This is a genomic window from Pseudomonadota bacterium (assembly GCA_040752895.1).
Classification (GTDB): domain Bacteria; phylum Pseudomonadota; class Alphaproteobacteria.
Window position 1 is genome coordinate 301,885 of record JBFMHN010000001.1, and the last position, 24,174, is coordinate 326,058.

The 24,174-nt window shown below is 59.8% G+C and carries 25 protein-coding genes and 1 tRNA gene; 18 read left to right on the forward strand and 8 right to left on the reverse strand.

Features of this window, described 5'->3' with window-relative positions:
* Window positions 1-8: 8 nt before the first annotated feature.
* From AB1781_01595 to AB1781_01635, 9 genes are all read left to right on the forward strand, one after another.
* Window positions 9-818: a ScpA family protein gene (locus AB1781_01595; protein MEW5703269.1), complete on the forward strand. Its 810-nt coding sequence runs from the start codon at window positions 9-11 to the stop codon at window positions 816-818.
* Window positions 815-1,513: an SMC-Scp complex subunit ScpB gene (gene scpB / locus AB1781_01600; protein ID MEW5703270.1), complete on the forward strand. Its 699-nt coding sequence runs from the start codon at window positions 815-817 to the stop codon at window positions 1,511-1,513. Before AB1781_01595 ends, scpB begins: the two co-directional genes overlap by 4 nt.
* 108 nt (window positions 1,514-1,621) lie before the next feature.
* Window positions 1,622-1,873 (forward strand): twin-arginine translocase TatA/TatE family subunit, encoded by a 252-nt coding sequence (gene tatA, locus AB1781_01605; protein MEW5703271.1) that lies wholly within the window; start codon window positions 1,622-1,624, stop codon window positions 1,871-1,873.
* Window positions 1,874-1,917: 44 nt separating this feature from the next.
* On the forward strand, window positions 1,918-2,211 hold the full coding sequence (gene tatB, locus AB1781_01610; GenBank protein MEW5703272.1) for a Sec-independent protein translocase protein TatB: 294 nt from the start codon (window positions 1,918-1,920) through the stop codon (window positions 2,209-2,211).
* Window positions 2,198-2,980, forward strand: a complete 783-nt coding sequence (gene tatC, locus AB1781_01615; protein MEW5703273.1) for a twin-arginine translocase subunit TatC — start codon at window positions 2,198-2,200, stop codon at window positions 2,978-2,980. Before tatB ends, tatC begins: the two co-directional genes overlap by 14 nt.
* 67 nt (window positions 2,981-3,047) lie before the next feature.
* Window positions 3,048-4,325, forward strand: coding sequence for a serine--tRNA ligase (serS, locus tag AB1781_01620; protein MEW5703274.1), 1,278 nt, complete (start codon window positions 3,048-3,050; stop codon window positions 4,323-4,325).
* Entirely contained in the window at window positions 4,318-5,100 is a 783-nt protein-coding gene (surE, locus tag AB1781_01625) for a 5'/3'-nucleotidase SurE (GenBank protein MEW5703275.1), read from the forward strand. The genes serS and surE overlap by 8 nt, the downstream gene beginning before the upstream one ends.
* Complete coding sequence (locus tag AB1781_01630) at window positions 5,090-5,728, forward strand: protein-L-isoaspartate(D-aspartate) O-methyltransferase (GenBank protein MEW5703276.1); 639 nt, start codon at window positions 5,090-5,092, stop codon at window positions 5,726-5,728. Before surE ends, AB1781_01630 begins: the two co-directional genes overlap by 11 nt.
* A gap of 68 nt (window positions 5,729-5,796) precedes the next feature.
* Entirely contained in the window at window positions 5,797-6,756 is a 960-nt protein-coding gene (locus AB1781_01635) for a M23 family metallopeptidase (GenBank protein MEW5703277.1), read from the forward strand.
* Here the strand turns inward: AB1781_01635 and AB1781_01640 are convergent.
* Window positions 6,724-7,578, reverse strand: coding sequence for an ATP-binding protein (locus tag AB1781_01640; protein ID MEW5703278.1), 855 nt, complete (start codon window positions 7,576-7,578; stop codon window positions 6,724-6,726). The two genes, AB1781_01635 and AB1781_01640, sit on opposite strands and share 33 nt — an antisense overlap.
* Before the next feature lie 190 nt (window positions 7,579-7,768).
* Here AB1781_01640 and yajC point away from each other — a divergent pair, with 190 nt between their 5' ends.
* Genes yajC through AB1781_01660 form a run of 4 tightly spaced genes read left to right on the forward strand, consistent with a single transcriptional unit; the run spans window position 7,769 to window position 11,055 of the window.
* Window positions 7,769-8,110 (forward strand): preprotein translocase subunit YajC, encoded by a 342-nt coding sequence (yajC, locus tag AB1781_01645; protein MEW5703279.1) that lies wholly within the window; start codon window positions 7,769-7,771, stop codon window positions 8,108-8,110.
* Between the two features lie 39 nt (window positions 8,111-8,149).
* Window positions 8,150-9,727 (forward strand): protein translocase subunit SecD, encoded by a 1,578-nt coding sequence (gene secD, locus AB1781_01650; protein MEW5703280.1) that lies wholly within the window; start codon window positions 8,150-8,152, stop codon window positions 9,725-9,727.
* A gap of 13 nt (window positions 9,728-9,740) precedes the next feature.
* Window positions 9,741-10,667, forward strand: coding sequence for a protein translocase subunit SecF (secF, locus tag AB1781_01655; GenBank protein MEW5703281.1), 927 nt, complete (start codon window positions 9,741-9,743; stop codon window positions 10,665-10,667).
* 10 nt (window positions 10,668-10,677) lie between these two features.
* Complete coding sequence (locus AB1781_01660) at window positions 10,678-11,055, forward strand: Mth938-like domain-containing protein (GenBank protein MEW5703282.1); 378 nt, start codon at window positions 10,678-10,680, stop codon at window positions 11,053-11,055.
* Window positions 11,056-11,109: 54 nt separating this feature from the next.
* Here AB1781_01660 and AB1781_01665 read toward each other — a convergent pair whose 3' ends face one another.
* Both AB1781_01665 and AB1781_01670 read right to left on the reverse strand, forming a co-directional pair.
* A complete protein-coding gene (locus AB1781_01665) occupies window positions 11,110-11,622 on the reverse strand; it encodes a urate hydroxylase PuuD (GenBank protein MEW5703283.1) in 513 nt (170 codons plus the stop codon).
* A 153-nt stretch (window positions 11,623-11,775) separates the two neighbouring features.
* The gene (locus AB1781_01670) at window positions 11,776-12,324 is read right to left on the reverse strand and encodes a DUF4399 domain-containing protein (GenBank protein ID MEW5703284.1); all 549 of its coding nucleotides are present in this window, start codon (window positions 12,322-12,324) and stop codon (window positions 11,776-11,778) included.
* 68 nt (window positions 12,325-12,392) lie between these two features.
* Here AB1781_01670 and AB1781_01675 point away from each other — a divergent pair, with 68 nt between their 5' ends.
* Window positions 12,393-13,250, forward strand: a complete 858-nt coding sequence (locus tag AB1781_01675; protein ID MEW5703285.1) for a squalene/phytoene synthase family protein — start codon at window positions 12,393-12,395, stop codon at window positions 13,248-13,250.
* Window positions 13,251-13,263: 13 nt separating this feature from the next.
* On the opposite strand, the gene trmFO is transcribed toward AB1781_01675, so the two are convergent.
* Both trmFO and uvrA read right to left on the reverse strand, forming a co-directional pair.
* A complete protein-coding gene (trmFO, locus tag AB1781_01680; protein MEW5703286.1) occupies window positions 13,264-14,595 on the reverse strand; it encodes a methylenetetrahydrofolate--tRNA-(uracil(54)-C(5))-methyltransferase (FADH(2)-oxidizing) TrmFO in 1,332 nt (443 codons plus the stop codon).
* Entirely contained in the window at window positions 14,592-17,465 is a 2,874-nt protein-coding gene (gene uvrA / locus AB1781_01685) for an excinuclease ABC subunit UvrA (protein ID MEW5703287.1), read from the reverse strand. The genes trmFO and uvrA overlap by 4 nt, the downstream gene beginning before the upstream one ends.
* Before the next feature lie 171 nt (window positions 17,466-17,636).
* On the opposite strand from uvrA, the gene ssb reads away from it, so the two are divergent.
* The 4 genes from ssb (at window position 17,637) to AB1781_01705 (ending at window position 21,665) form a co-directional block, all read left to right on the forward strand.
* On the forward strand, window positions 17,637-18,098 hold the full coding sequence (ssb, locus tag AB1781_01690) for a single-stranded DNA-binding protein (protein MEW5703288.1): 462 nt from the start codon (window positions 17,637-17,639) through the stop codon (window positions 18,096-18,098).
* 140 nt (window positions 18,099-18,238) lie between these two features.
* Window positions 18,239-20,971 (forward strand): DNA gyrase subunit A, encoded by a 2,733-nt coding sequence (gyrA, locus tag AB1781_01695; protein MEW5703289.1) that lies wholly within the window; start codon window positions 18,239-18,241, stop codon window positions 20,969-20,971.
* 5 nt (window positions 20,972-20,976) lie between these two features.
* Entirely contained in the window at window positions 20,977-21,510 is a 534-nt protein-coding gene (gene coaD / locus AB1781_01700) for a pantetheine-phosphate adenylyltransferase (protein MEW5703290.1), read from the forward strand.
* A gap of 79 nt (window positions 21,511-21,589) precedes the next feature.
* A tRNA-Lys gene (locus AB1781_01705) sits at window positions 21,590-21,665 on the forward strand.
* A 118-nt stretch (window positions 21,666-21,783) separates the two neighbouring features.
* On the opposite strand, the gene AB1781_01710 is transcribed toward AB1781_01705, so the two are convergent.
* From AB1781_01710 to AB1781_01720, 3 genes are read right to left on the reverse strand one after another with little or no spacing between them, the layout of a single operon-like run.
* The gene (locus AB1781_01710; GenBank protein ID MEW5703291.1) at window positions 21,784-22,563 is read right to left on the reverse strand and encodes a hypothetical protein; all 780 of its coding nucleotides are present in this window, start codon (window positions 22,561-22,563) and stop codon (window positions 21,784-21,786) included.
* A gap of 53 nt (window positions 22,564-22,616) precedes the next feature.
* Window positions 22,617-22,922 (reverse strand): hypothetical protein, encoded by a 306-nt coding sequence (locus tag AB1781_01715; protein ID MEW5703292.1) that lies wholly within the window; start codon window positions 22,920-22,922, stop codon window positions 22,617-22,619.
* 21 nt (window positions 22,923-22,943) lie between these two features.
* Window positions 22,944-24,077 (reverse strand): hypothetical protein, encoded by a 1,134-nt coding sequence (locus AB1781_01720; protein MEW5703293.1) that lies wholly within the window; start codon window positions 24,075-24,077, stop codon window positions 22,944-22,946.
* Window positions 24,078-24,174: the final 97 nt, after the last annotated feature.

Below are 24,174 nucleotides of genomic sequence, written 5' to 3' on the forward strand. Positions count from 1 at the left end.
GAAGCTTGATGGAACTGGATAGCATCCTAGACAGTGCCGACAGCGCCTTCGAAGCGCCACCGATCGTCAATCGGGATGGCCAATTCGTCCTCAATCTGACGGGCTTCGAGGGCCCTATCGACGTTCTGCTTGCGCTGGCGCGGGAACAGAAGCTCGACCTTGCCCAGATTTCCATCCTGGAACTCGCCGACCAGTACCTCGACTTTATTATGCGAGTTCGCAAGGAACATCTTGAAATAGCTGCTGATTACCTAGTTATGGCGGCGTGGCTTGCCTACCTCAAGTCGAAGCTTCTCCTGCCGGAACCCGAGGAGGGCGAGGAAGGGCCGACCGCCGCCGAGATGGCTGAGGCGCTGGCCTTCCAGCTTCGCCGTCTCGAGGCGATGCAGGAGGCGAGCCGGCAGCTCTTTGGGCTGCCGCAGTTGGGTCGGGACGTTTTCGGCCGCGGCGATCCGGAAGGGATCACGGTGATCGGAAAGTCCGTTTACGACTTTTCGCTGTACGACCTTCTGAAAAGTTATGGCGAGACCCGCGATCGCAGTCAGCTCGGGATGCTGCAGATCGAACCGTCGAAGCTGATGACGATGGAAGAAGCGCTCCAGCGTCTTTCCACCATGCTTGGCGGCATGCCAGACTGGCAGACGCTTTCAAGCTACCTTCCGGAAATTCTGGAAGGCGACAGCACCCTGCGGCGGCGTTCGGCCATTGCCGCGACCTTCGCGGCGAGCTTGGAGCTTGTCCGCACCGGCAAGGCCGAGATTCGTCAGGAACGGAATTTTGGGCCCATCTACATCCGAAAGGCACCGGACGCGAAATGACTGACGGCTTAAGCCAGAATTTGCGAATCCTCGAAGCGGTTTTGTTCGCTGCCGCCGAGCCGCTCGACGATAAGACGCTTGCCGCCCGCCTGCCGGACGGCGTGGATCTCGATGGGCTGCTGGAGACGCTGCGCCGGGCCTATGCGAATCGCGGCGTGATGCTTGTCCAGGTGGGGGGCAACTGGGCTTTCCGCACGGCGCCCGATCTCGCGCCGATGTTGCAGGTGGAAAAAATCGTAAAACGCCGGCTGTCGCGGGCGGCGATGGAAACGCTGGCGATCGTTGCCTACCATGCACCGGTGACGCGCGCCGAAATCGAGGAAATTCGCGGGGTCGCCTTGGGTCGCGGTACGTTGGATCAGTTGCTGGAGGCGGGCTGGGTCCGTCCGATGGGGCGCCGCCGCACACCGGGCCGGCCGATGACCTGGGGGGTTGCCGACGCCTTCTACAGCCATTTCAACTTGGGCGGCCGGGACGATCTTCCCGGCGTTGAGGAACTTAAGGCAGCCGGCCTTCTCGACCGGCGGTCGGCCATTTCGATCTACGCCGGCCAGGCATCGGAGGAAAGCCTGCTGCCGCCGGACGAAGAGACCGACGCCGACATGACCGACATGGAAGAAGAACTCCTTGAGGAAGAAGGGGAGGCCGAGGAAAAGACGGCCGCCGCCGTCGCGCCGCTCGACGAGGCGGACTAGGCTTTGCCGCCCGGTCCGGGTGGCGTTGCGGGGGGTGCGCGTTTCTGACATGATCGGGAGCGGCCTTCAGGCGAAAGCCCTTTACCGCTTCAATCGGGAGCTTTTTGGATGAGCATCGGTGTTTGGCAGGTTGTTCTCATTCTGGTGATCGTTCTGATCATTTTCGGAGCCGGCAAGCTGCCGAAAGTGATGGGCGACCTTGCGAAGGGGGTGAAGACCTTCCGTTCCGGCCTTAAGGACGAAGAAGAAGGCGAGGGGAAATCCGGCGATGCCGGGGCGGCCATCGGGCAAAACAAGTCCTCGAGCGCGAGATCTTCCACCAAGGCCGGCACCAACAAGAACGGCGCCTCCAAGTCCTGAGCCCTTTCCCCGGAACGGCAAGCCATTAAACCGGGATAACTGGAATGTTTGACATCGGCTGGCCGGAATTGGCGGTGATCGCAATTCTGGCGGTCATCGTGATCGGACCCAAGGATCTGCCGATCGTGCTGCGGGCGCTTGGACGGTGGGCGGGCAAGGCGCGTGCGATGGTGCGCGAGTTCCGAAACGGCATCGAAGAAATGGCCAAGGAAGCCGAGCTGGACGCGTTGCGGAAAACCGCCTCCGGCGAGGCGGATAAGCCGCGCCTTGAGCCGAACGCCCCCGAAGACGTTCCTGGAACCACCCCGAAGGACTTTTCCGGCGATGAGCGCGGATGACGAGAAGAAGATGTCGTTGTTTGATCATTTGATCGAGCTTCGCAACCGTCTCATTCTGTCGGTGGCGGTCCTTCTGATCGCCTTCGTGGTCTGTTACGCCTTCGCCGAGCAGATCTTTGGCTTTCTCGTGCAGCCTCTGGCAAAAATCTACGACGAGCAAACCGGACGCCGGCTGATATACACCGGCCTGACGGAGGTTTTCCTCACCTATGTGAAGGTCGCCTTCTTCGCCGCTCTTTGCCTTTCCTTTCCTGTCATCGCCGGGCAAATCTGGGCCTTCGTGGCGCCAGGTCTTTATCGCCACGAAAAAAAAGTATTTCTGCCGTTCCTGACTGCTAGTCCGATCCTGTTCCTGGCCGGGGCGATGCTCGCCTATTACGGCGTTATTCCATTGGCTTGGCAGTTTTTTCTCAGCTTCGAAACGCCGAACGCGGTTAACGGCCTGCCGATCCAGCTTGAGGCGAAGGTGAGTGAATATCTCTCGCTCGTCATGAAGCTGATGTTCGCCTTCGGGCTTTGCTTTCAGCTTCCCATTGTTCTTACCCTTCTGGCTAGGGTCGGAGCCGTTAGCGCGGCCGGGCTGGCGGCGAAGCGGAAATACGCCATGATCGGCATCTTCATCATGGCTGCCATTCTCACGCCTCCCGACGTGATCAGCCAGGTGGCGCTGGCGCTGCCGATGCTGGCCCTATACGAGCTTTCGATCGTCGCCGTTCGTCTGGTTGAAAGGCGACGCCGCCAGCGCGATTCCAAAGCCGCGGCCGATTGAGCCTGGCGGTGGACGGCGAGGGCTTCTCCTCCTATAAAGTGGGCGCTTCTATGCGCGGCGGCCTTTCATGTTCGACCTAGCTTGGATCCGGGAACATCCCGACGCCTTCGACCGGGGGTTGACCCGCCGCGGTCTTGCGCCGCAGGCGAAAGACATCCTCGCCCTGGACGCCAAGCACCGCGCTGCTCAAACCGCGCTGCAGGAGCTTCGGGAAAGGCGAAACGCTGCTTCCAAGACCATCGGGCAGGCCAAGGGGAAGGGGGCGGATACCCGGGCGCTCGAGGCCGAGATGACTGCGCTTAAGGCGGACATGCAGAAAAAAGAAGCGGAAGAACGCGAGCTTGTTCAGCGAGTGATGGCCGCCCTTGAGGGTTTGCCGAACCTGCCGGCCGGGGACGTGCCGGACGGGCCGGACGCCAGCGCCAATCTGGAAGTCAGAGCTTGGGGGAAAAAACCGGAATTTCCCTTTGAAGCGAAAGAACATTTTGAACTTGGCGAAGCACTTGGCCAGATGGATTTCGAGCGCGCCGCCAAGATTTCAGGGGCGCGTTTCGTTGTGCTGAAAGGGGCGCTCGCCCGCCTCGAACGCGCGCTCGGCGCCTTCATGCTAGACCTTCATACGAAGGAGTTCGGCTACCGCGAGGTGAGCCCGCCCGTCCTTGTCCGCGAAGAAGCTCTCTTCGGCACCGGGCAGCTGCCGAAATTCGGTGAGGACCTTTTCCGGACGACGGACGGTCGCTGGCTGATCCCGACCGCCGAGGTGCCGCTGACCAATCTCGCGGCGGACGCCATCCTCGACGAGGAAAACCTGCCCATGCGCTATGTGGCGCTCACCCCCTGTTTCCGGTCGGAGGCGGGAGCGGCGGGGAAGGACACCCGCGGCATGATCCGCCAGCACCAGTTCGCGAAGGTCGAGCTGGTCAGCATCACCCGCCCGGACAGCTCGGCGGACGAACACGAGCGGATGACGCAAGCCGCGGAAGAGGTGCTGAAACGGCTGGAATTGCCCTACCGGGTAGTTGTTCTTGCGACCGGCGACATGGGCTTTTCGGCGCAGAAAACCTACGATATCGAGGTCTGGTTGCCGGGCCAGGGGCGTTACCGCGAGATTTCGAGCTGTTCGAACTGCGGCGACTTCCAGGCCCGGCGGATGAAGGCGCGGTTTCGCCCAAGGGTGGGGAAGGGCACCCGCTTCCTGCACACGTTGAACGGTTCCGGCGTCGCCGTCGGCCGCGCCCTGATCGCCCTGCTCGAGAACGGTCAGCAGGCCGACGGCAGCGTCCGGATCCCGAAGGCGCTTCGCCCTTACATGAATGGGATGGAGGAAATTACACCCGATGTTTAAATCGCCTCTCGATCTCAAGAAGGCCCGCATCCTCATCACGAACGACGACGGCATCGAAGCACCGGGCATTAAAACCTTGGAACGGGTGGCGCTGGGCCTTTCGGACGACGTTTGGGTGGTGGCTCCCGACCGCGACAAGACCGGCGCCGGCCATTCCGTCACCATCCGGACCCCGATCCATGTGAGGGAGGTTTCGCCCCGTCACTTCGCGGTCGAGGGGACGCCGACGGACTGCGTGCTGCTGGGCTACAAGGAACTGCTCGCCGACCGCAAGCCGGACCTTATCCTTTCTGGCATCAATCCCGGCAACAACATGGCCGAGAACATCACCTATTCCGGCACGATCTCGGCGGCGATCGAGGGGACGCTGTTGGGTATGCGGTCGATCGCATGGAGCCTGGCAAGGAGCAAGCCCATCCATTGGGAAACGGCGGAACGCTTCGCGCCGGATATCATTCGCAAGGTCGTTTCCATCCCATGGTCTTCCCACGTCTTGATCAACGTCAACATTCCCGGCCTGGCTCCGGACGCGATCACGGGCGTAAGGGCGACCCGTCAGGGACGCAGCAAGTTCGGGGAAGCGATTCGCAAGGACGTCGATCCCTTTGGGGAAGATATCTACTGGATTTTGGAAACTTATCGGCCAGCCGAGAACACACCCGGCACGGACCTCGAAGCGATTCGGGAAGGGGCGATTTCGGTCTGCCCCTTGAGCCTTAATCTCACGCATGAGCCGACGGTCGAAAAACTGAAGGAGCGCCTGGTTGAGGGTTGATCCGCGGCAGGTTCGTCTGATCATGGAACTCCGCCAGGCCGGAATCCAGGATACGGTCGTGCTTTCGGCCATCGAGCAGACGCCGCGCGACCTTTTCGTGCCGCCGACCTTTCAGGAAGACGCCTACGAAAACACGGCACTTCCCATCGCCTGCGGCCAGACGATCAGCCAGCCCCTGGTCGTCGCCATGATGACGGTGGCGCTGCGGCCCGGAAAACGCCTGCGGGTCCTTGAGGTCGGCACCGGATCTGGTTATCAGACGGCCGTGCTCGCGCGGCTGTTTCGGCGGGTCTATACGATCGAACGTTTTGCGGAGCTTCTGAAGGGGGCCAAGGCCAGGTTTGATTTGCTCGGCCTTCACAACGTCACGACGCGGCTTGGCGACGGCGCAAAAGGCTGGCCCGAACAGGCTCCCTTCGACTGCATCCTCGTGACGGCGGGGGCGACGGCGGTGCCGCCGGCGCTGCTCGAACAGCTGCGCCCGGAGGGCGTGCTCGTCATTCCGATCGGGACTTCCGGTGCGGACCAGCAGCTTCTCCGTATACGCAAGACGGAAACCGGCCTCGAACGGGAAGACCTCGGGCCCGTACGCTTCGTTCCGCTCGTCGCCGAGCCGCCGGTCCGCTAGCAAGCGGGCGGCTTTGGGTTGAAGCCATCGGCACCGCTACCTAGTATGGGAACGAACGGGGGAAGCAGATGCTCCGCAACCGTATGCGAAAAAGTTTTTTGCCGGGTGCGATGCTCGCGACGGTCTTCTTGATTGCCGGCTGCAGCGAACCCTGGATTACCGGCAAGGCGGTTGATTCTCGGCCGGTGGCCGTTTCCGGGCCGGGCACCGTCGTCGTTCAGAAGGGCGACACCGTTTACGGGATCGCCCGCAGCCACGACCTTGAAATTCGCGCCCTCATCGAGACCAACGGTCTTCACCCTCCCTATGCGTTGCAGGTCGGCCAGAAACTGCGGTTGCCCGGGCAGCGCAGCTATACCGTCCAGAAGGGGGACACGATTTACGGCATTTCGCGCCAATTCGGTGTCGACATGCGGGAACTCGTGCAACGAAACGGGATCGGCTCGCCCTATACGATCGCCGTCGGCCAGAAGTTGACGTTGCCGGATGGCGTTCGTCCCGTGCAAACCGCGCGGGCAAGGAAAGAAACGACATCGGGAACAAGTCAGGCGGTGGCCACCAAGCATGTGCCGCAACCGCCGCCGCGGGGACAAAGAAATTTCCTGATGCCGGTGGAGGGGAAGCTGATCGCCGGGTTTGGCCCGAAACCGGGTGGGCTCCACAACGACGGCATCAACATTGCGGCACCGGCGGGTACGCCGGTCCGGGCGGCGGAAAACGGGGTCGTCGTCTATGCCGGTAACGAGTTGCGCGGATTCGGGAACCTTCTGCTCATCAAGCACGCGGATAGCTGGATGACGGCTTATGGCCACGCCGACGCCTTGCTCGTCAAGCGCGGCGATGTCGTAAAGCGCGGCGAGAAGGTGGCAACGGTGGGGAAGTCGGGCAATGTCGATGTGACGCAACTGCACTTCGAGCTCAGGCAGGGTGCCCGGGCGGTGGACCCGTCGCGCTACCTCGCCGTCCGCAGCCTTCGGGAAGCGCCGAAGCAGGATTTAGCGGAGCGACTTGCCGAGACGCCCGGCTAAATCCTGGATGAATTGCCAAGCCACCCGGCCGGAGCGCGCCCCGCGCGTGACGGACCATTCCAGGGCCTCGCGGTGAAGTTTCTCGCGGGCAATGCTTAGGGCGTACCGATTCGCATAGGTCTCGACGATTTCGAGATAGGTGGGTTGGTCGCAGTTGTGGAACCCGATCCACAGTCCGAAACGGTCGGACAGGGAAATTTTTTCGTCCACGGATTCCCCGCCGTGAATCTCGATCGAACGCTCGTTCTCGATCATTTCCCTTGGCATCAGGTGGCGTCGATTCGATGTCGCGTAAAAGACGACATTCTCCGGCCGGCCTTCGACCCCGCCTTCCAGCACCGCCTTGAGCGACTTGTAGGCCGTGTCCTTGCCGTCGAAGGAAAGGTCATCGCAGAAAAGAATGAAACGCCGTCCGCTCTGGCGGAGAAGCTTCAAGAGGCGCGGCAGGGAAGCGATTTCCTCCCGGTGAACCTCGACCAGCGCGATCGCGCCTTTCTCCTCCGCGTTCACCGCCGCATGCACCGCCTTCACCAGCGAGCTTTTTCCGGTTCCTCTTGCTCCCCACAGAAGCGCGTTATTTGCTGGAAACCCTTGCGCGAAACGCCGCGTGTTCTCCAGCAACGCCTTTTTCTGGCTGTCGATTCCGCGCAAGAGATCGATGGCTACCCGGTTAACGGCCGCCACCCCCTCCATTTCGCCGGAATCGGCATGCCAGATAAAGGCATCGGCGGTGTTTCGCGGCGGCGTCGCGTCCTTGGCCGGCGCTATGCGATCCAGCGTATCGGCGATCTTCCGAAGAAGGGATTCGAAGCGATCTTCCATTCCCGAACCTTTCAATCCGACCGAATTCGGCCGGGTTCGAAATTTGTGCGATCATAGACGATCGGCAAGCGGCTGGGAAAGCTTCGATCCCGGGGGTTTTTGCCAAGTCTAAAGACCGGCCTCTTCTGCTTTGCAAGGCGGGGGCGGCACCGTTATGATCCGCGCAAACCGCAGAAGGAAGGAAGGTTCGATGCTGATTTCGCCCGCTTTTGCCCAAACCGGGGCCACGCCCAGCGGCCTCGAGATGTTCCTGCCGCTTATTCTGATTTTCGTGGTCTTTTATTTTCTTCTCATCCGGCCACAGCAGAAGAAAGCGAAACGGCATCGCGAGATGGTCGGCGCCCTCCGGCGAGGGGACAAGATCATCACGGCGGGCGGCATCCTCGGCACGATTGCAAAGATCGTTGACGAGAACGAGGTTCTGGTTGAAATCGCAGACAACGTACGCGTCCGCGTGGCCAAGGCGACGATTGGGGAGGTGCTTTCGAAACCGGAACCCGTGGCCAACGACGACAAGGCAAAATCGGATTAAAAAGCTTCCTGCAAGCCCGCCCCCTATTTCGGTGACCGGATGATCTATTTCGCAAAGTGGAAGATCGCGCTGATTCTCGGGATTTGTTTTCTCGGTTTCGTGTTCGCGTCGCCGAACGTCATCCGGGAAGGTGCGCTCGACGCTTTGCCCGACTGGCTGCCCCATAAGCGCATCAACCTTGGGCTTGACCTGCAGGGGGGCTCCCACCTTCTGCTTGAAGTGGACGTCGCGGCCGTCATACGGGAACGCCTCGAATTGCTTGTGGATAGCGTGCGCGTGGAACTGCGGAAGGCGCGCGTCGGTTATAAAAATCTGGGTGTCGAAGGTACGGCCGTCCGATTCGACCTGGTGGACTCCGCCCAATTACCGGCGGCGCAAAAAGCGGTCGAGTCGCTGGATTCCGACACCACGTTCCGCGAAGAGGCGAGCGGGCGCGTGTGGCTCAACTATACGGACAAAGCAATCCAGGAGCGCCGCCTGGCGGCCGTCGAGCAGTCCATCGAAATCGTCCGTCGCCGCATTGACGAGACGGGCACTCGCGAGCCGACGATTCAACGCCAGGGGACGGACCGCATTCTTGTTCAGCTTCCGGGCGTGAAAGACCCGGAGCGAATCAAGGCGCTGCTTGGCAAGACCGCCAAACTGAATTTTCATCTGGTTGATCTGTCAACCAACGTAGAAGAGGCCTTGGCCGGACGAATCCCGGCGGGCTCGCAATTGCTGCCTGCCGATGGTGCCGGCCCGGATGGAAAACCCATCTATTACGTCATCCGCAAGCGGGTCATGGTGTCTGGCGACACACTGGTGGACGCCCAGCCGACTTTCGAGGATGCCCAGCCGGTCGTTTTCTTCAAATTCGATTCGGTGGGGGCGAGGAAATTCGGGGAGGTGACGAAGGAAAATATCGGCAAGCCCTTTGCCATCGTGCTGGATAACAAGGTCATCAGTGCCCCGGTGATCCGTTCGGCGATCCTGGGCGGCAGCGGCATCATCAGCGGCCGCTTCACGGTGGAAGAAGTGAAGGATCTGGCGCTGTTGCTGCGCGCCGGCGCCCTTCCGGCACCCCTCGTGATTCTGGAGGAACGCACCGTAGGGCCGGGGCTTGGGGCCGACTCGATCCGCGCCGGCGAAATTGCTTGCGTGCTTGGTTTCGTGTTTGTCGTGCTTCTCATGTGGGGGATTTACGGCCGCTTCGGCCTCATGGCGGACCTGGCGCTCGTTGTAAACGTGGTGCTGCTCTTGGCCCTTCTCTCTCTTTTGCAGGCGACGCTGACGCTTCCGGGTATCGCCGGCATCGTGCTTACGATGGGGATGGCGGTGGATGCCAACGTGCTGATCTTCGAACGCATCCGGGAGGAGAGCCGAGCGGGGCGGACACCGATCTCGGCAATCGATGCCGGCTTCCGGCGCGCGATCATGACGATTATCGACTCGAATCTGACGACCTTCTTTGCCACGTTCCTTTTGTTCCTTTTCGGGTCCGGGCCCGTCAAGGGCTTTGCGGTGACGCTTTCCATCGGGCTTGTGACCTCGATGTTCACGGCCATCACCGTGACGCGGTTGATGATGATTGTATGGCTTCGCGCTACCAAACCGAAGACGTTGCCGCTGTTGTAGGACGAGGATAGAGATGTTGAACCTTCTTTCGAAGACGCCGAATTTCAAATTCATGCGCTGGCGCCTGGTTTTCTTCGCCTTCTCGGTGACGCTCATGCTGGGTTCGATTGGTTCCTATTTCGCGCGAGGCTTGAACTTCGGAATCGATTTCGAAGGCGGCATTCTTGTCGAAGTGCGGACACCAAAACCCGCTGACCTGGCCGCGATGCGCGGCACGCTTAACGGCTTGGGTCTAGGCGAGGTGGAGCTTCAGGAATTCGGCGCGCCGACGGATGTTCTCATTCGCCTGCAAATGCAGGAAGGCGGCGAGGAGGCTCAGCAGCGCGTCGTCGAGGCGGTGCGGGGCGTCCTCGGCAAGGACGTCGAATACCGGCGGGTCGAGTTCGTCGGTCCGAAAGTGGGCAGTGAGCTGATCCGGGCGGGGGTCATCTCCGTCCTTCTCGCGATGGCGTCGATAATGATCTATGTCTGGTTCCGGTTCGAATGGCAATTCGGCGTCTGTGCCGTGATTGCCCTTCTGCACGACGTTACCGCGACGGCCGGGATTTTTTCTCTCTTTCAGATGGAGTTCAACCTGACGACGGTGGCCGCTCTTCTTACGATCGCCGGCTATTCCATCAACGACACCGTGGTCATTTATGACCGGGTTCGCGAGAATCTGCGAAAATACAAGCGGATGCCGTTGGAGGAACTTTTCAACCTCAGCATCAATGAGACTCTGTCCCGCACCTTGCGGACCAGCACGACGACGCTGGTGGCCGTCTTGGCTCTTTACCTCTTCGGCGGCAAGGTCATTTCCGGCTTCAGCTTTGCAATGCTCTTTGGCATTATTGTTGGGACCTATTCGTCCATTTGCGTCGCGCTGCCAATGGTGCTCCACCTGAATATTCGCCGGGATGGCGAAGGTAGCGCGCAGGCGGTGGAGAAGGCGCCGGTCTGAGGAGGGCGCTTTGAATATCACGCCTCTCCTGCCGGAAGGCACGAAGATCATCCAGGCCTATGGCGACGGCCGTTTCCGTGTAAGCGGCAATGTTCACGAGGGTTCCGTTTTCGTCTTTTCACGCCACGTCCTCGCCTGGGAAGTAACACGGCCCGAGGCCGTCACGTGGGAAAGCTTCGGGCCGGTCATCGAGGCCGAAGAGGCGGTTGAGATTTTGCTGTTTGGATCTGGAAAGGAGACTTACCTCTTGCCGAAAGAGATACGCGCCCGCCTCCGCGAGCATGGCATCGCGGTCGAGACGATGGACACGGGCGCTGCCTGCCGGACTTACAACGTGCTGGCGGCCGAGGAACGCCGCGTGGCGGCCGCATTGATCGCGGTGGATTGATGAAAAAAAGGGGTGCCGCGATGGCACCCCCTTCGAAGGCGTGAAGCGCGTTTCCTAATAAAGGTTCTGCGCCGAAACCATTGCATAGAGCATCGGGATGGAAAGCGCGGTGTTCAACCGCGATGTCAGCATCGCGGTGCGGGCGGAAGCGGCTTTTTCCTGGTCGCTTGCCGACACCATGCCAAGCGCCCGTTTCTGGTTCGGCCAAATGATAAACCAGACGTTGAAGGCCATGATCAGGCCCAGCCACATGCCGATGCCGATCGCGGTTTGCTGGGTATCCCCGCTCTCCGTCAATCCAAGGGCCAAGGCGTTGGCGAGATAGCCGCTTCGCCAGGCCAGCAGCAGCCCGAAGACGATTGTCGCCAGCGCCGCCCAGCGAAACCAGAAAAGCGCCTTGGGCGCGATGTGCTTGCCGATGGCCGGTTTCAGTTCGGCCGGCAATGCCTTTGCCACGGGAATCTGGACGAAGTTGAAGTACCAAAGAAGGCCAATCCACATAAAGCCGCTCAGCACGTGCAAGTAGCGGATGAAAAAATCCGCCCACGTGGCGTTGAAGTATTCCATTTCGTTCCCCTTGCGCGCCGACTAAAGATTGGTGACGACGACCACCATCAGAATCGTCAGAACGACCCCGAGGGCAATTGTCCCGGTTAGTGATTCTAAAATTTTCATGGTTTTATCTCTCTCAAGCTTGGGTCCGGCCTCTCGGGCAATGTTCTATTCAAGACCGCGCGAGACGTCGGGGCGTTCTCCCCCGCTGCCTTTCGGAATTTTTGTGATGACTTCTTCTCTTTCCGGTTTCACCGTGATCGTGATCTTCTCCGAGAAAACCGGCGGATCGTGCGGTACGTGGTTGTGGTCGCCCAGCAGCAGCTGCAGGGTGTGCTCGCCCGGGTCGAGAGTCACGCGGATGTCCGATGCGCCGGAAGCGATGTGCAGGAACTGCTGGCCGCCCTGCATGTCTGCGTGGCCGGTTCTGTCAATCGCGGGTCCGGGTGGGATCGGCTTATCGAGCGGGGGCAGATCGGTATCAATCAAAAGATGAAGATGCCCGCCTTTCTCATTGACGGTGCCGGCCGGCGTCAGTTTCAGGCTTTCAAAGCCTCCGACAATGGCAAAGGTCTGCCGGACGGTTGTTCCATTTTTCGGCGTTACGAAGAAAACTTTCCCGATAGGCGTTTTCGGTTCACATCCCGTGAGTGTTATGGCCATCCCGACCATCACGCTCAAGCCCAATAGAACTATGAAATTCTTCATGATTTGCATTCTCATCAAATTCTGCCATTTCCGCTCACAATACATGCTAGCGTAAACGATCCATGTCCCTCGGGCAAATGGCAAGAAGCAGCCGATTTTCCTATTCTTACTGCGCGGGACAAGTTCGCCGCTTCGACCCGGACCGCTATCTCACCACGCTTTTCGCCCCGCAGGACCGCCGCGAGGGCCTGCACGCCCTTTATGCCTTCAACCTGGAAATCGCCCGCATCCCGGAAGTGGTGACGGAGCCTTTGATCGGCGCGATTCGCCTGCAATGGTGGCGGGAGACGATTGCGGACGTTTATGCGGGCACCCCGCAGCGGCACGCCGTCGTCGAATCGCTTGCCAAGGCCGTCACCGAGTGCGGTCTCACGCGGAGTTATTTTGATCGCCTGCTGGAAGCGCGTTCCTTCGATCAGGACCGCCACCAGCCCGCGAACCTCGCGGAGTTGAAGACTTATGCCGAGGCGACCTCGGTCAGCCTCGTTCACCTTGCGCTCGAAATTCTGGGCGTGGCGGCCAGCGCGGCGGTGGATCAGGCGGCCAGCGGAGTGGGTCTTAGCTGGGCGCTGGTTGGCTTGCTGAGGGCGGTGCCTTTCCATGGGCGCGCGGGCCGCCTTTATCTGCCGGCCGACTTGCTCGAAGCGAACAGGGTTGCGGCGCGGGATATTCAACTCGGGAAAGCCTCGGATCGCCTGGCCGGGGTCGCGCAAACGCTGGCTGGCGAGGCAAGGGCCGCGCTCGGCCGGGCGCGCGCCGTGAAGGCGGCCATTCCCCGGCACGCCTTGCCGGCCCTGCTGCTCGGCGCGTTGGCCGATTCCCATCTGCGTGTCCTTGAGAGGGCGGGGCATAACCTTTTCGACCCGCGCGTGCAGCGGCCTGCGCTCTTTCACGAAGCCGGGCTTTGGCTGCGCGCGCGAAAGGGCGACTACTGAACGCCGGTTCCGCCTATTCGGCAACGAGGGAAGAAAAAAGCCAGGCCTCGAGATCGCGAAGCGCCCGCGCCGCGGTTGCCTGCCGGCGTTCCTTCCGCGGCGCATCGGAAACAATCGGCGGAAAGAGACCGAAATTCACGTTCATCGGTTGGAAAGTCGCGGCATCGGCGTCTTTGGTGATGTGGTTGAGCAAGGCACCCAGCGCCGTCGTCGGAGGCGGCGGAATGGGTCGTTCGCCTTTTGCTTCCGCTGCGGCGAAGCGGCCGGCTAGCAAGCCGATGGCGGCGCTTTCGACATAACCCTCAACGCCGGTCACCTGGCCTGCGAAGCGCAAATAAGGCGCCTTTTTCAGCCGCAAGGCGCCATCCAAAAGCTTCGGGCTGTTCAGGAAGGTGTTGCGGTGCAGGCCGCCCAAGCGGGCGAACTCAGCTTTTTCGAGCCCCGGGATTTGCCGGAAAACCCGCGTTTGCTCGCCGTGCTTGAGCTTGGTCTGGAAGCCGACGAGGTTGTAGAGCGTGCCAAGGGCGTTGTCCTGGCGCAGCTGGACGACGGCGTATGGCCTCTGCCCGGTGCGCGGTTCCCGAAGGCCGACCGGCTTCATGGGGCCGAAGCGGAGGGTGTCGATTCCGCGGGACGCCAGCACCTCGATCGGCAGACAGCCTTCGAAATAAGGCGTCGTCTTCTCCCAGCCGTGGAATTCAGTTTTTTCACCAGCCAACAGCCCGGCGACGAAGGCCTCGTAATCGGCCTTCGTGAAGGGGCAGTTGATGTAATCGGCACCGTCTCCCTTGTCGTAGCGGGACTGGAACCAGGTCTTTTTGAAATCAATCGTCTCCCGATAGACGATGGGGGCGAGCGCGTCGAAGAAGGCAAGCGCTTCCTCGCCGGTTACTTCGCGGATCGCCTGCGCCAAAGAATCCGAGGTAAGCGGTCCGGTCGCCACGATGACGGCGCCCCAGTCCTTGGGCGGCAGGCCCGAAACCTCGCCGCGTTCCAGCGTGATCTTGGGGTGTTCCCCGATCGCCGCCGTGACGGCTTTCGCGAAGCCCTCGCGATCGACGGCCAAGGCGCCGCCGGCGGGCAGGCGGTGCCGATCGGCGGTGGCGAGGATGAGGGAGTCGCACCGCCGCATCTCCTCGTGCAAAAGGCCGACGGCATTGGCGGCGGCGTCGTCTGAGCGGAAGGAGTTCGAGCAGACGAGCTCGGCCAGGTTTGCCGTCACGTGGGCGGCGGTCGCCACCGCGGGCCGCATTTCATGAAGGACGACGGCAACGCCGGCCTTGGCGAGTTGCCAGGCGGCCTCGCTTCCGGCCAAGCCTCCACCGACGACATGGACGGCCCTCATGCGCGCTTCCGGGCCCGTTTCCGGGGCGGCTCGACCGGCTCTCCGCGCCGTCGGAGATAGGCTTTCAGGTAGTGGCCGGTATAGCTTTCCGGTGCTTCCGCCACCATCTCCGGCGTGCCTTCGGCGACGACGCGCCCGCCGCCGTCACCGCCTTCCGGGCCAAGATCGACGATCCAGTCCGCGGTTTTGATGACTTCGAGGTTGTGTTCGATGACGACTACCGTGTTGCCGGCATCGACCAGGGCATGGAGCACTTCGAGGAGCTTACGGACATCTTCGAAATGCAGGCCGGTCGTCGGCTCGTCGAGGATGTAGAGGGTGCGTCCCGTCGCCCGCTTGGCGAGTTCCTTCGCCAGCTTCACACGCTGGGCCTCGCCACCGGAAAGGGTGGTCGCCGACTGGCCGAGATGGACATAGCCAAGCCCGACGCGCTTTAAGGTCTCGAGCTTGTCGCGGATCGCCGGAACCGCCTTGAAGAAAATGGCCGATTCATCAACCGTTAGATCAAGAATATCTGCTATCGATTTGTTTTTAAATTTAATTTCTAGAGTCTCTCGGTTGTAACGCCGGCCCTTGCAAGTGTCGCATTGAACATAGACGTCGGGCAGAAAATGCATCTCGATCTTGAGGACGCCGTCGCCCTGGCAGGCTTCGCAACGGCCGCCCTTCACGTTGAAGGAGAAACGCCCCGGCTTGTAGCCGCGGGCGATCGATTCAGGCAAGTTCGCGAGCCAATCCCGGATCGGCGCGAAGGCGCCCGTATAGGTGGCCGGATTCGAGCGCGGCGTGCGGCCGATCGGCGACTGATCGATGTCGATGATCTTGTCCAGGAATTCCAAGCCTTCGATGCGGTCGTGCTCGCCGGGATGTTCGCGGGCCCCGTTCAGGCGGCGGGCGATTGCCTTGTAGAGGGTCTCGATTAGAAGCGTGGATTTGCCACCACCCGAAACACCGGTCACGCAAACGAAGGTGCCGAGAGGAAAGCGGGCGGTGATTCGCTTGAGGTTGTGGGCCCGCGCCCCGACGACACGGATCGTTTGACCGCTTCTTGCCGCCCGCCGCCGTTCGGGCAGGGGGATCCAGCGTTTGCCGGTGAGGTACTGGGCGGTCAAGCTGGCCGGGTTCGCAAACACCTTCTCGGGCAGGCCGGCCGCCACGACCCGGCCGCCGTGGACGCCGGCGCCCGGGCCCAAATCCACCAGGTAGTCGGCACTGCGGATTGCTTCCTCGTCGTGTTCGACAACGATGACCGTATTCCCAAGGTCGCGAAGCCGCTTGAGCGTTTCGAGCAGGCGCGCGTTGTCGCGCTGGTGTAGCCCGATCGAGGGCTCGTCCAGCACATAGAGAACGCCGGTCAGGCCGGAGCCAATTTGGGAGGCGAGCCGGATGCGCTGGCTTTCGCCGCCGGAAAGGCTGGCCGAGGCGCGCGAGAGCGTCAGGTATTCGAGCCCCACGTTCACGAGGAAACCCAGGCGTTCCTTGATTTCCTTAAGTATTCTGGCGGCGATCTCGCGCTTCTGCTTGGGCAGCTTCACTTCAAGCTCGGCGAACCAGCGCTGGGCCGCGAGGATGGACATCGCCGCCACTTCTCCGATGTGAAGGTCGGCCACCTTGACGGCAAGGGATTCCGGTTTCAGGCGATAGCCGCGGCAGGTCTCGCAAGGCCGCGCGCTTTGATAGCGGGCGAGGTCTTCCCGAAGCCAGCCGTCGTCCGTTTCGTTGAACCGCCGCTCGGTGTTCGGCACGACGCCCTCGAACGGCTTCCGCGTCTTGTAGGTCCGGAAGCCGTCGTCGTACTCCATGGTGACGGCTTCCTCGCCGCTGCCGAAGAGGAGGATATCGCGGATCGCCTGCCGGATTTCGACGAATGGGGTTTCCAGGCTGAACTTATAGTGCCTGGCAAGGCTAGAGAGCGTCTGGTTGTAGTACTGGGAGGAAGCGCCCATCCACGGGGCAATCGCCCCCTGGCGAAGGCTTTTCGTCTCGTCCGGCACGATGAGGAGGGGGTCGAAATAGAGGCTGTCGCCAAGTCCGTCGCAGGCCGGGCAGGCGCCGAAAGGATTATTGAAGGAGAAAAGCCTGGGCTCGATCTCTTCGATCGTGAAGCCGGAGACCGGGCAGGCGAACTTGGCCGAGAAAATCGCCGTCTCGCCCGACTTCTGTTCCTCGACGAAGAGAAGCCCATCGGCAAGCTCGAGCGCGGTTTCGATGCTGTCGGCTAGGCGCTGCGCGAGCCCCTCGCGCAGGATAAGCCGGTCCACGACGACGGAGATGTCGTGCTTCCGCTTCTTGTCGAGGGCGGGCACCGCGTCGATCTCGTGGAAGGCGCCGTCAATTTTCACGCGCTGGAAGCCGCGCTTGCGAAGCTCGTTGATTTCCTTCCGGTATTCGCCCTTCCGGCCGCGCACGATGGGGGCCAGCAGGAAAAGGCGGCTTTCCTTTGGCATTTCGAGGATGCGGTCGACCATCTGGGAGACCGTCTGGCTTTCGATCGGCAGCCCGGTGGCGGGCGAATAGGGCACGCCGACGCGGGCATAGAGAAGCCGCAGGTAGTCGTAAACCTCGGTCACCGTGCCGACCGTCGAGCGGGGATTGCGCGAGGTCGCCTTCTGTTCGATGGAAATGGCCGGCGACAAACCCTCGATCGTATCCACGTCCGGTTTTTGCATCAGTTCCAGGAACTGGCGGGCGTACGCCGACAGGCTTTCAACGTAGCGGCGCTGGCCTTCAGCGTAGATCGTATCGAAGGCGAGCGAGGACTTGCCCGAGCCCGAAAGGCCGGTGAACACGATCAGCCGGTCGCGGGGCAGGTCGAGATCGACGTTTTTGAGGTTGTGTTCCCGCGCGCCGCGGATGACGATTTCCGACATCATGCCGGGGCCACCAATGGTTGTAGGGTAATTTTCCAAGGAATATAAGGTGTTTGGGCCGGTCTTGCGACCCCCGAAAAGAGACGGTCGCGGATTCATTGCGGGCCGGGACGGAAGCCCCTATTTTCGCATTCGGCCGGCAGCGCCGGCGGCAACGGAGGGAGGAACGGTATGGCAGGCAGCGTAAACAAGGTGATCCTCATCGGAAATCTTGGGCGAGATCCGGAGGTTCGCACGACTCAAGACGGTACTGCGATCGTCCATCTTTCCGTCGCCACGTCGGATAACTGGAAAGACAAGGCGACGGGTGAGCGCCGCGAGCGGACGGAATGGCACCGTGTCGTCATCTTTAACGAAAAGCTTGGCGAGATTGCCCAGAAATACCTGCGCAAAGGCTCGAAGGTGTACCTGGAGGGCCAGGTCCAGAGCCGGAAATGGACCGGCCAGGACGGTAACGAGCGTTACACGACGGAAATCGTGCTGCCGCGTTTTCGCGGCGAGCTTACGATGCTGGACGCAAAGGGCGGGGAGGCGGTGCCGGCCCTCGAATCGGAGAGCGCCAGCATGGGCGGCGACAACCCGCGGGAGAAGGGCGGCGGGCGCGCCGATTTCGACGACGAGATCCCCTTCTGACCGGGGTCGGTTTCCGGCCCGCTTCGGCCATCGCGTCCGGTGGACCGGAGGGCATGAAATCTGTTATAATTTTCGTTTGGAGACGGCCCGGAAGCGGCTGCGAAGATTCTTTGTAACTATTTGAAAGAACTTTCTTTTTCGTGACAGCACCGGAACAGGCCCCCCTCGACATCGTGCCGATTGCGATCGAAGAGGAGATGAAGCGCTCCTACCTCGATTACGCGATGAGCGTGATCGTCTCGCGCGCCATCCCCGACGTCCGCGACGGCTTGAAGCCCGTCCACCGGCGGATCCTTTATGCGATGAAGGAGGCCGGCTACGACTGGAACCGACCGTACCGCAAATCCGCCCGCGTCGTCGGCGAGGTGATGGGTAAATACCACCCGCACGGCGACGCGGCGATCTACGATGCGATGGTGCGGATGGCGCAGACTTTCTCGATGCGGCTTATGCTGCTGGACGGGCAGGGGAACTTCGGTTCGATGGACGGCGATCCGCCGGCCGCCATGCGCTACACGGAAATCCGTCTCGCCCAGTCTGCCCATACGATGCTGGAGGACATCGACAAGCAAACGGTCGATTTCCAGCCGAGCTACGACGATTCCTCCGTTGAACCCATCGTTCTGCCGTCCCGTTTCCCCAACCTTCTCGTGAACGGTGCTGGCGGTATTGCCGTCGGCATGGCGACGAACATCCCGACCCACAATCTGGGCGAGGTGATCGACGCGGCCTGCGCGCTGATCAAGAACCCTAACCTCTCGATTGAAGAATTGATGGAGATCGTGCCGGCGCCGGACTTTCCCACCGGCGGCATCATCTTGGGCAGGACCGGCGTGCGCTCGGCCTATCACACGGGCCGGGGCTCCATCGTCATGCGCGGCCGCACCGCGGTCGAGGAGATCCGCAAGGACCGCGAGGCGATCGTCATTACGGAGGTGCCCTATCAGGTCAACAAGGCGCGGATGGTCGAACGCATCGCCGAGATGGCGCGCGACAAGCAGATCGAGGGCATCGCGGACCTTCGCGACGAATCGGACCGTCACGGCGTGCGGGTCGTTGTCGAATTGAAACGCGACGCCCAGGCCGAAGTCGTCTTGAACCAGCTTTTCCGCTTCACGCCGCTGCAGACGACGTTCGGCGTCAACATGCTGGCGCTGAACGAAGGCCGCCCGGAATTGATGAGCCTCAAGGTCGTGCTCGAGGCTTTCCTTCTTTTCCGCGAGAAGGTCATCACCCGGCGCACGGTCTTCGAGCTCGGCAAGGCGCGCGAGCGGGCCCACATCCTGGTCGGGCTGGCGATCGCGGTGGCCAATATCGACCCCATCATCGCCCTTATCCGTCAGGCGAAAGACCCCAACGTTGCCCGCGAACAACTGACCAAGAAAACCTGGCAGGTAAAAGACGTCGAACCGATCATCAAGCTGATCGACGAGCCGGGTCACCGGGTGAAGGACGGCTACTACAAGCTTTCCGAGGAACAGGCCAAAGCCATTCTCGAACTGCGCCTGCAACGGCTAACCGGGCTTGAACGCGACAAGATCGCCGGGGAACTGAAGGACCTCGTCGCCCAGATTTCCGAACACCTTGAGGTGCTGCGCTCGCGCGAGAAGCTTTTGAAAATTCTGCGTGACGAACTGCTCGACATCCGCAAGCGCTTCGCGACGCCCAGGCTTACGACGATCGAAGAAGGGGAGTTCGAGCAGGACATCGAGGACCTGATCCCACGCGAGGAGATGGTCGTCACGGTGAGCCAGAACGGCTACGTGAAGCGCGTTCCCTTAAGCACCTACCGCGCCCAGCGCCGCGGCGGCAAGGGCCGCGCCGGCATGGCGACCCGCGAGGAGGACTTCGTTACCCAGGTTTTTGTCGTCAACACGCACACCTCGGTCCTGTTCTTCTCCTCGACCGGCAAGGTCTACAAGCTCAAGGTTTACAAGTTGCCTCTGGGTTCCCCGCAGTCGCTCGGCAAGGCGATGGTGAACCTGCTGCCGCTCGGGCCGGGCGAGACGATTTCGACCCTGATGCCGCTGCCCGAAGACGAGGCGGACGTCGAAAGCCTGACCGTCCTGTTCGCGACGGCGAGCGGTTACGTCCGCCGCAACCGGCTTTCCGACTTCGTTCACGTCATGGCGAACGGCAAGATCGCGATGAAGCTTGAAGAGGGCGATCGCCTGGTCGGCGTGCGCACCTGCACGGAAGACGGCGACGTGCTTCTCTCGACGCGCTCCGGCAAATGCATCCGCTTTCAGGTCACCGACGTCCGCATCTTCAGCGGCCGCGCCTCGATCGGGGTAAGGGGCATCAAGCTTGCGAAGGAAGACCGGGTCATCGATATGTCGGTCCTTTACCACACGGCTGCCGAGACGGCCGAGCGCGAAGAATATTTGCGCGTCGCCGCTTTCCGGCGGCGGACCGCCGGCGAGCCGTCGGCGGAGGGCGAAGCGGTCGAGCCGTCGGACCCGGCACTTTTCGAGAAGATGGCGGCGGCGGAGGAATTTCTCCTCAGCGTCACGGAGAACGGCTACGGCAAGCGAAGCTCGGCCTACGAGTACCGGATCACGAAGCGCGGCGGCGTCGGCATCGTCGGCATTGACACCTCGGAACGTAACGGCCCGGTCGTCGCCACCTTCCCGGTCGCCGACGAGGACCAGATTTTGCTGATGACGGACAAGGGTAAGCTCATCCGCTGCCCGGTCAACGATATCCGCCGGGCCGGGCGTGCGACGCAAGGAGTGACGCTCTTCAAGGTGGCGAAGGGGGAGCACGTCGTCTCCGTGACCCGCCTCGGCGAGCAGGAGGGCGAAGTCGAAGCAGGCGAGAACCCGGATGCCGAGGCAGCCGATACCGACGCGCTTGCGGAAGGGGAGGCGTAACAGGCATGCACCGCATCGGCATCTACCCGGGTACCTTCGACCCGATCACGAACGGGCATTTCGACATCATCACGCGGGCGATGAAATTCCTCGACGAAGTCGTCGTCGCCGTTGCCGAAAACGCCGGCAAGGACCCGGTGTTCGCGCTGGCCGAGCGCGTCGAAATGGTTGAGGAGGAAATCGCCGTCCTCAACCACGCCGGCAACCGCATTCGGGTGAAGCCGTTCAGCAACCTTCTGATGCACTTCGCGATCGAGAACGATGCCTCCGTCATTCTGCGGGGCCTTCGCGCCGTCTCCGATTTCGAATACGAATTCCAGATGGCGGGCATGAACGCCCGCATCCACCCGCCGATCGAGACGGTCTTCTTGATGGCCTCCGAGCGCCACCAGTTCATCTCGTCGCGCTTCGTGAAGGAGGTAAGCCGCCTGGGCGGCGACGTGAGCCAGTTCGTGCCGCCTCGGGTGTTCGAGCGCCTGAAGGCGAAATCCGCCAAACGCGATCCGAAGAAGCTGGTTCAGACTTTCGAAGACAAATAGTGCAACTTCTCTTGCCTTTGGCGGCAAGATGGATTGAGTTAGCCGCCGGGGAGGGATATTCCTAGCGCCCAAGCTTCGTGAGCCCGTAGCTCAGTTGGCAGAGCATCTGACTTTTAATCAGAGGGTCGATGGTTCGAATCCATCCGGGCTCACCAGTTTTATAAATAGCATCAAGTAGTTATATAGACTTGAACCGACAGCGGTAGATCGAAAAATCCTTGTGTTCGCACTATGTCCGCAAAGTGGGGCCGACGGACATGGCCGCCCTAACGATCAGGGGCTAGAATTTAACGACACGTCATTCGATTTCAAAATAGGGAAACCTTCTTCATCCAACTTTTCCTGATTTCTATCCAAGAAAATAATAAACCGATCTACAATTTTCCATATAAGGCACACCGCTTTTGCGCGCTCCTTACCTGTTAGTGCACCCCATTTGCCATGCCGCTCATGCTTTGCTTGTTTGTACAAGAAAGTATGACAGCTATGGTCGAGTCGAAGCTTATCTTCTGCTTCCCGCAAAGCATGGTTTTTTTCTTTTGGGTAATTCGGCTGAACATGAATTCGTATCCTCTCTAATGTGCGAAAACAAAAGAAGCTCGTATCTTCTAATGATCTAATGGCCTCTCGGAGATCAGCCAATGCATTTCGAAGAGCCGCGTGTCGAATAGCAAGAGCGCCAACTGTTGCATCATCTAATGATCTTTCTGATTCTTTGTTTTCTACCTCCTTTACGCTAGGTCCATATATTTGCATTGTGCCGTGGTCGTTAATACACATGCCGCCAGTTATTTCTACGTCCCACCCGATTCCTTTGCGATATCCGAGAGCATCCACCTGTGATTTCATCACTTGGCCGACAATTAGATAAAGATCGTCAATGAATTCGGGGCTGTGTGAAGTTTCAACCTCAACAAGGATCTGACCCTTTCCAGAGAAGACCGTAATATGTGGAGATGTACCATCACTAAGAGAAATTGGATAAGTCCTCCGTGGAATAGTCACCCAGCTCCTTTCAGGGTGAACCCTGCCCGTGAAAATGAATTTGATCATTGTCGCCTCCAAGAGGCCGGGATCACTTGCAATTCAGCCAGCAGAGTTCGAAATCAGGCGCGCCCCTCTCTCAGAAATGTATCGACGCGATCTGCAAAACTCAAAATTCGGATGGCGATCTCGCTAAGATCGGTTTCCGATAGCTCATCAATTGTGCTGGCTACGTCACCTTCTCCGACGTTCAGGCGGTCCTCGATGTAGATCCAATCGCTCCGTAAGTCGTCCGGGAGCTTTTTCGACTCAACGGGCCACATTTCAGCATAGGCCGACTTCATGCGGTCGGCGATGCGCCCTGGGTGCGACACGAGAGATGAGATCGCTTTCGTCAATGCCTGAGAAACGTAATCGAGTCTGGCCATCTGATTCTCTGATTCTCGCGCTCAAACGAACAATGAAATCAACAAGATGATGGTCAATATCCATATGGCAACTTTAATGTGCCCGAATGCATTGCTTAGATCGGAAACAGCCCCCAATATTCTCTCGCGAAATTGTGATTCAGGATCTGGTACTTCCTCTTGCGCTTCGTCATATAAATCGTTTTCAAGTTCAAGGGAATTATCAGCCCATTTTGGCTCTGGCTTTTCTCCAACGGTAATGGAATCTAAAATTATTGAGCATGGTGGTGAATCTCGCTCGGTGGGAATGTAGGGTATGTAGTGGGTGTCAGGACGTAGTTCGCGTACATAAGAAATCATATTTTTTTCGAATAAGTGAGCCTGAACCACGACCTCTAAGGGAACATTCCCACCGCGCTGCCTAACTTCGTTTTCGAGCTCAGCTAGAGTTCCTTCTTTCACGTACATTTCGGCAAGTAAATAATCCTCATCCGGATCATGTTCGTCATATTTACGTAATTCATAATCTTGGAGCATCAATAGTCCAGCCAGATCATTCTTATACTCGCGGATATAGAGGTAGATTCGATCGAAAGATTGATCAGACTCGATCTCGTCCGGATCAGCTTCAATCGCAGATTCTATTTTCTTATTATCTGCTTCCCCTTTTTTAGCTACCAAGAATGTTTTGATTGAAGCTCTGCGTTTAATTTCAGCCCAACAAACTAGCCTAAGTTCTCGACGCTCTTCATATGGGCGTACTTCTCTCCGATGTGCCCATCGAAATTCGGATTGTTCTTTCTCGCTTAGCCCATCGAAATTTTCTCTTGCCCGCTTAGCCAAGTGCCGAAATTCGCGACGATTTCGACCTTTTTCTTTTTCCTCATCGTTTTCTCCATCTGGTTCTAGATTTTGTTCCTCTCTTTGCTCATCGAGTATGTCTTGAAGTGCGCCCCATTCATCTGTCTTTAGAACTTTATAGGTTCGTAAAAATTCATAGTCACTTACATGTAAGTATAAGTCGCACCACTCCTTAAAATAGGTGTGAGTCTTTTTACCTGTACCAGTGTATTCTTCGATGATTAAAGGATTGACGAAGACTCTTTTTACTTTTGACGAATCATCCTCGTTACGGGTTTCTTTCTGCTCGGTCTTGGATGTTTTGTCCTCGGTCATGTTTTCCCCGGCGAATTTCCTACCCAAAGACTAACTTCTTTTAAGCAACCCGGTCATCCTAAGCTAGGCTTAGGGTTTAAGAAATGTTTCCAATAGC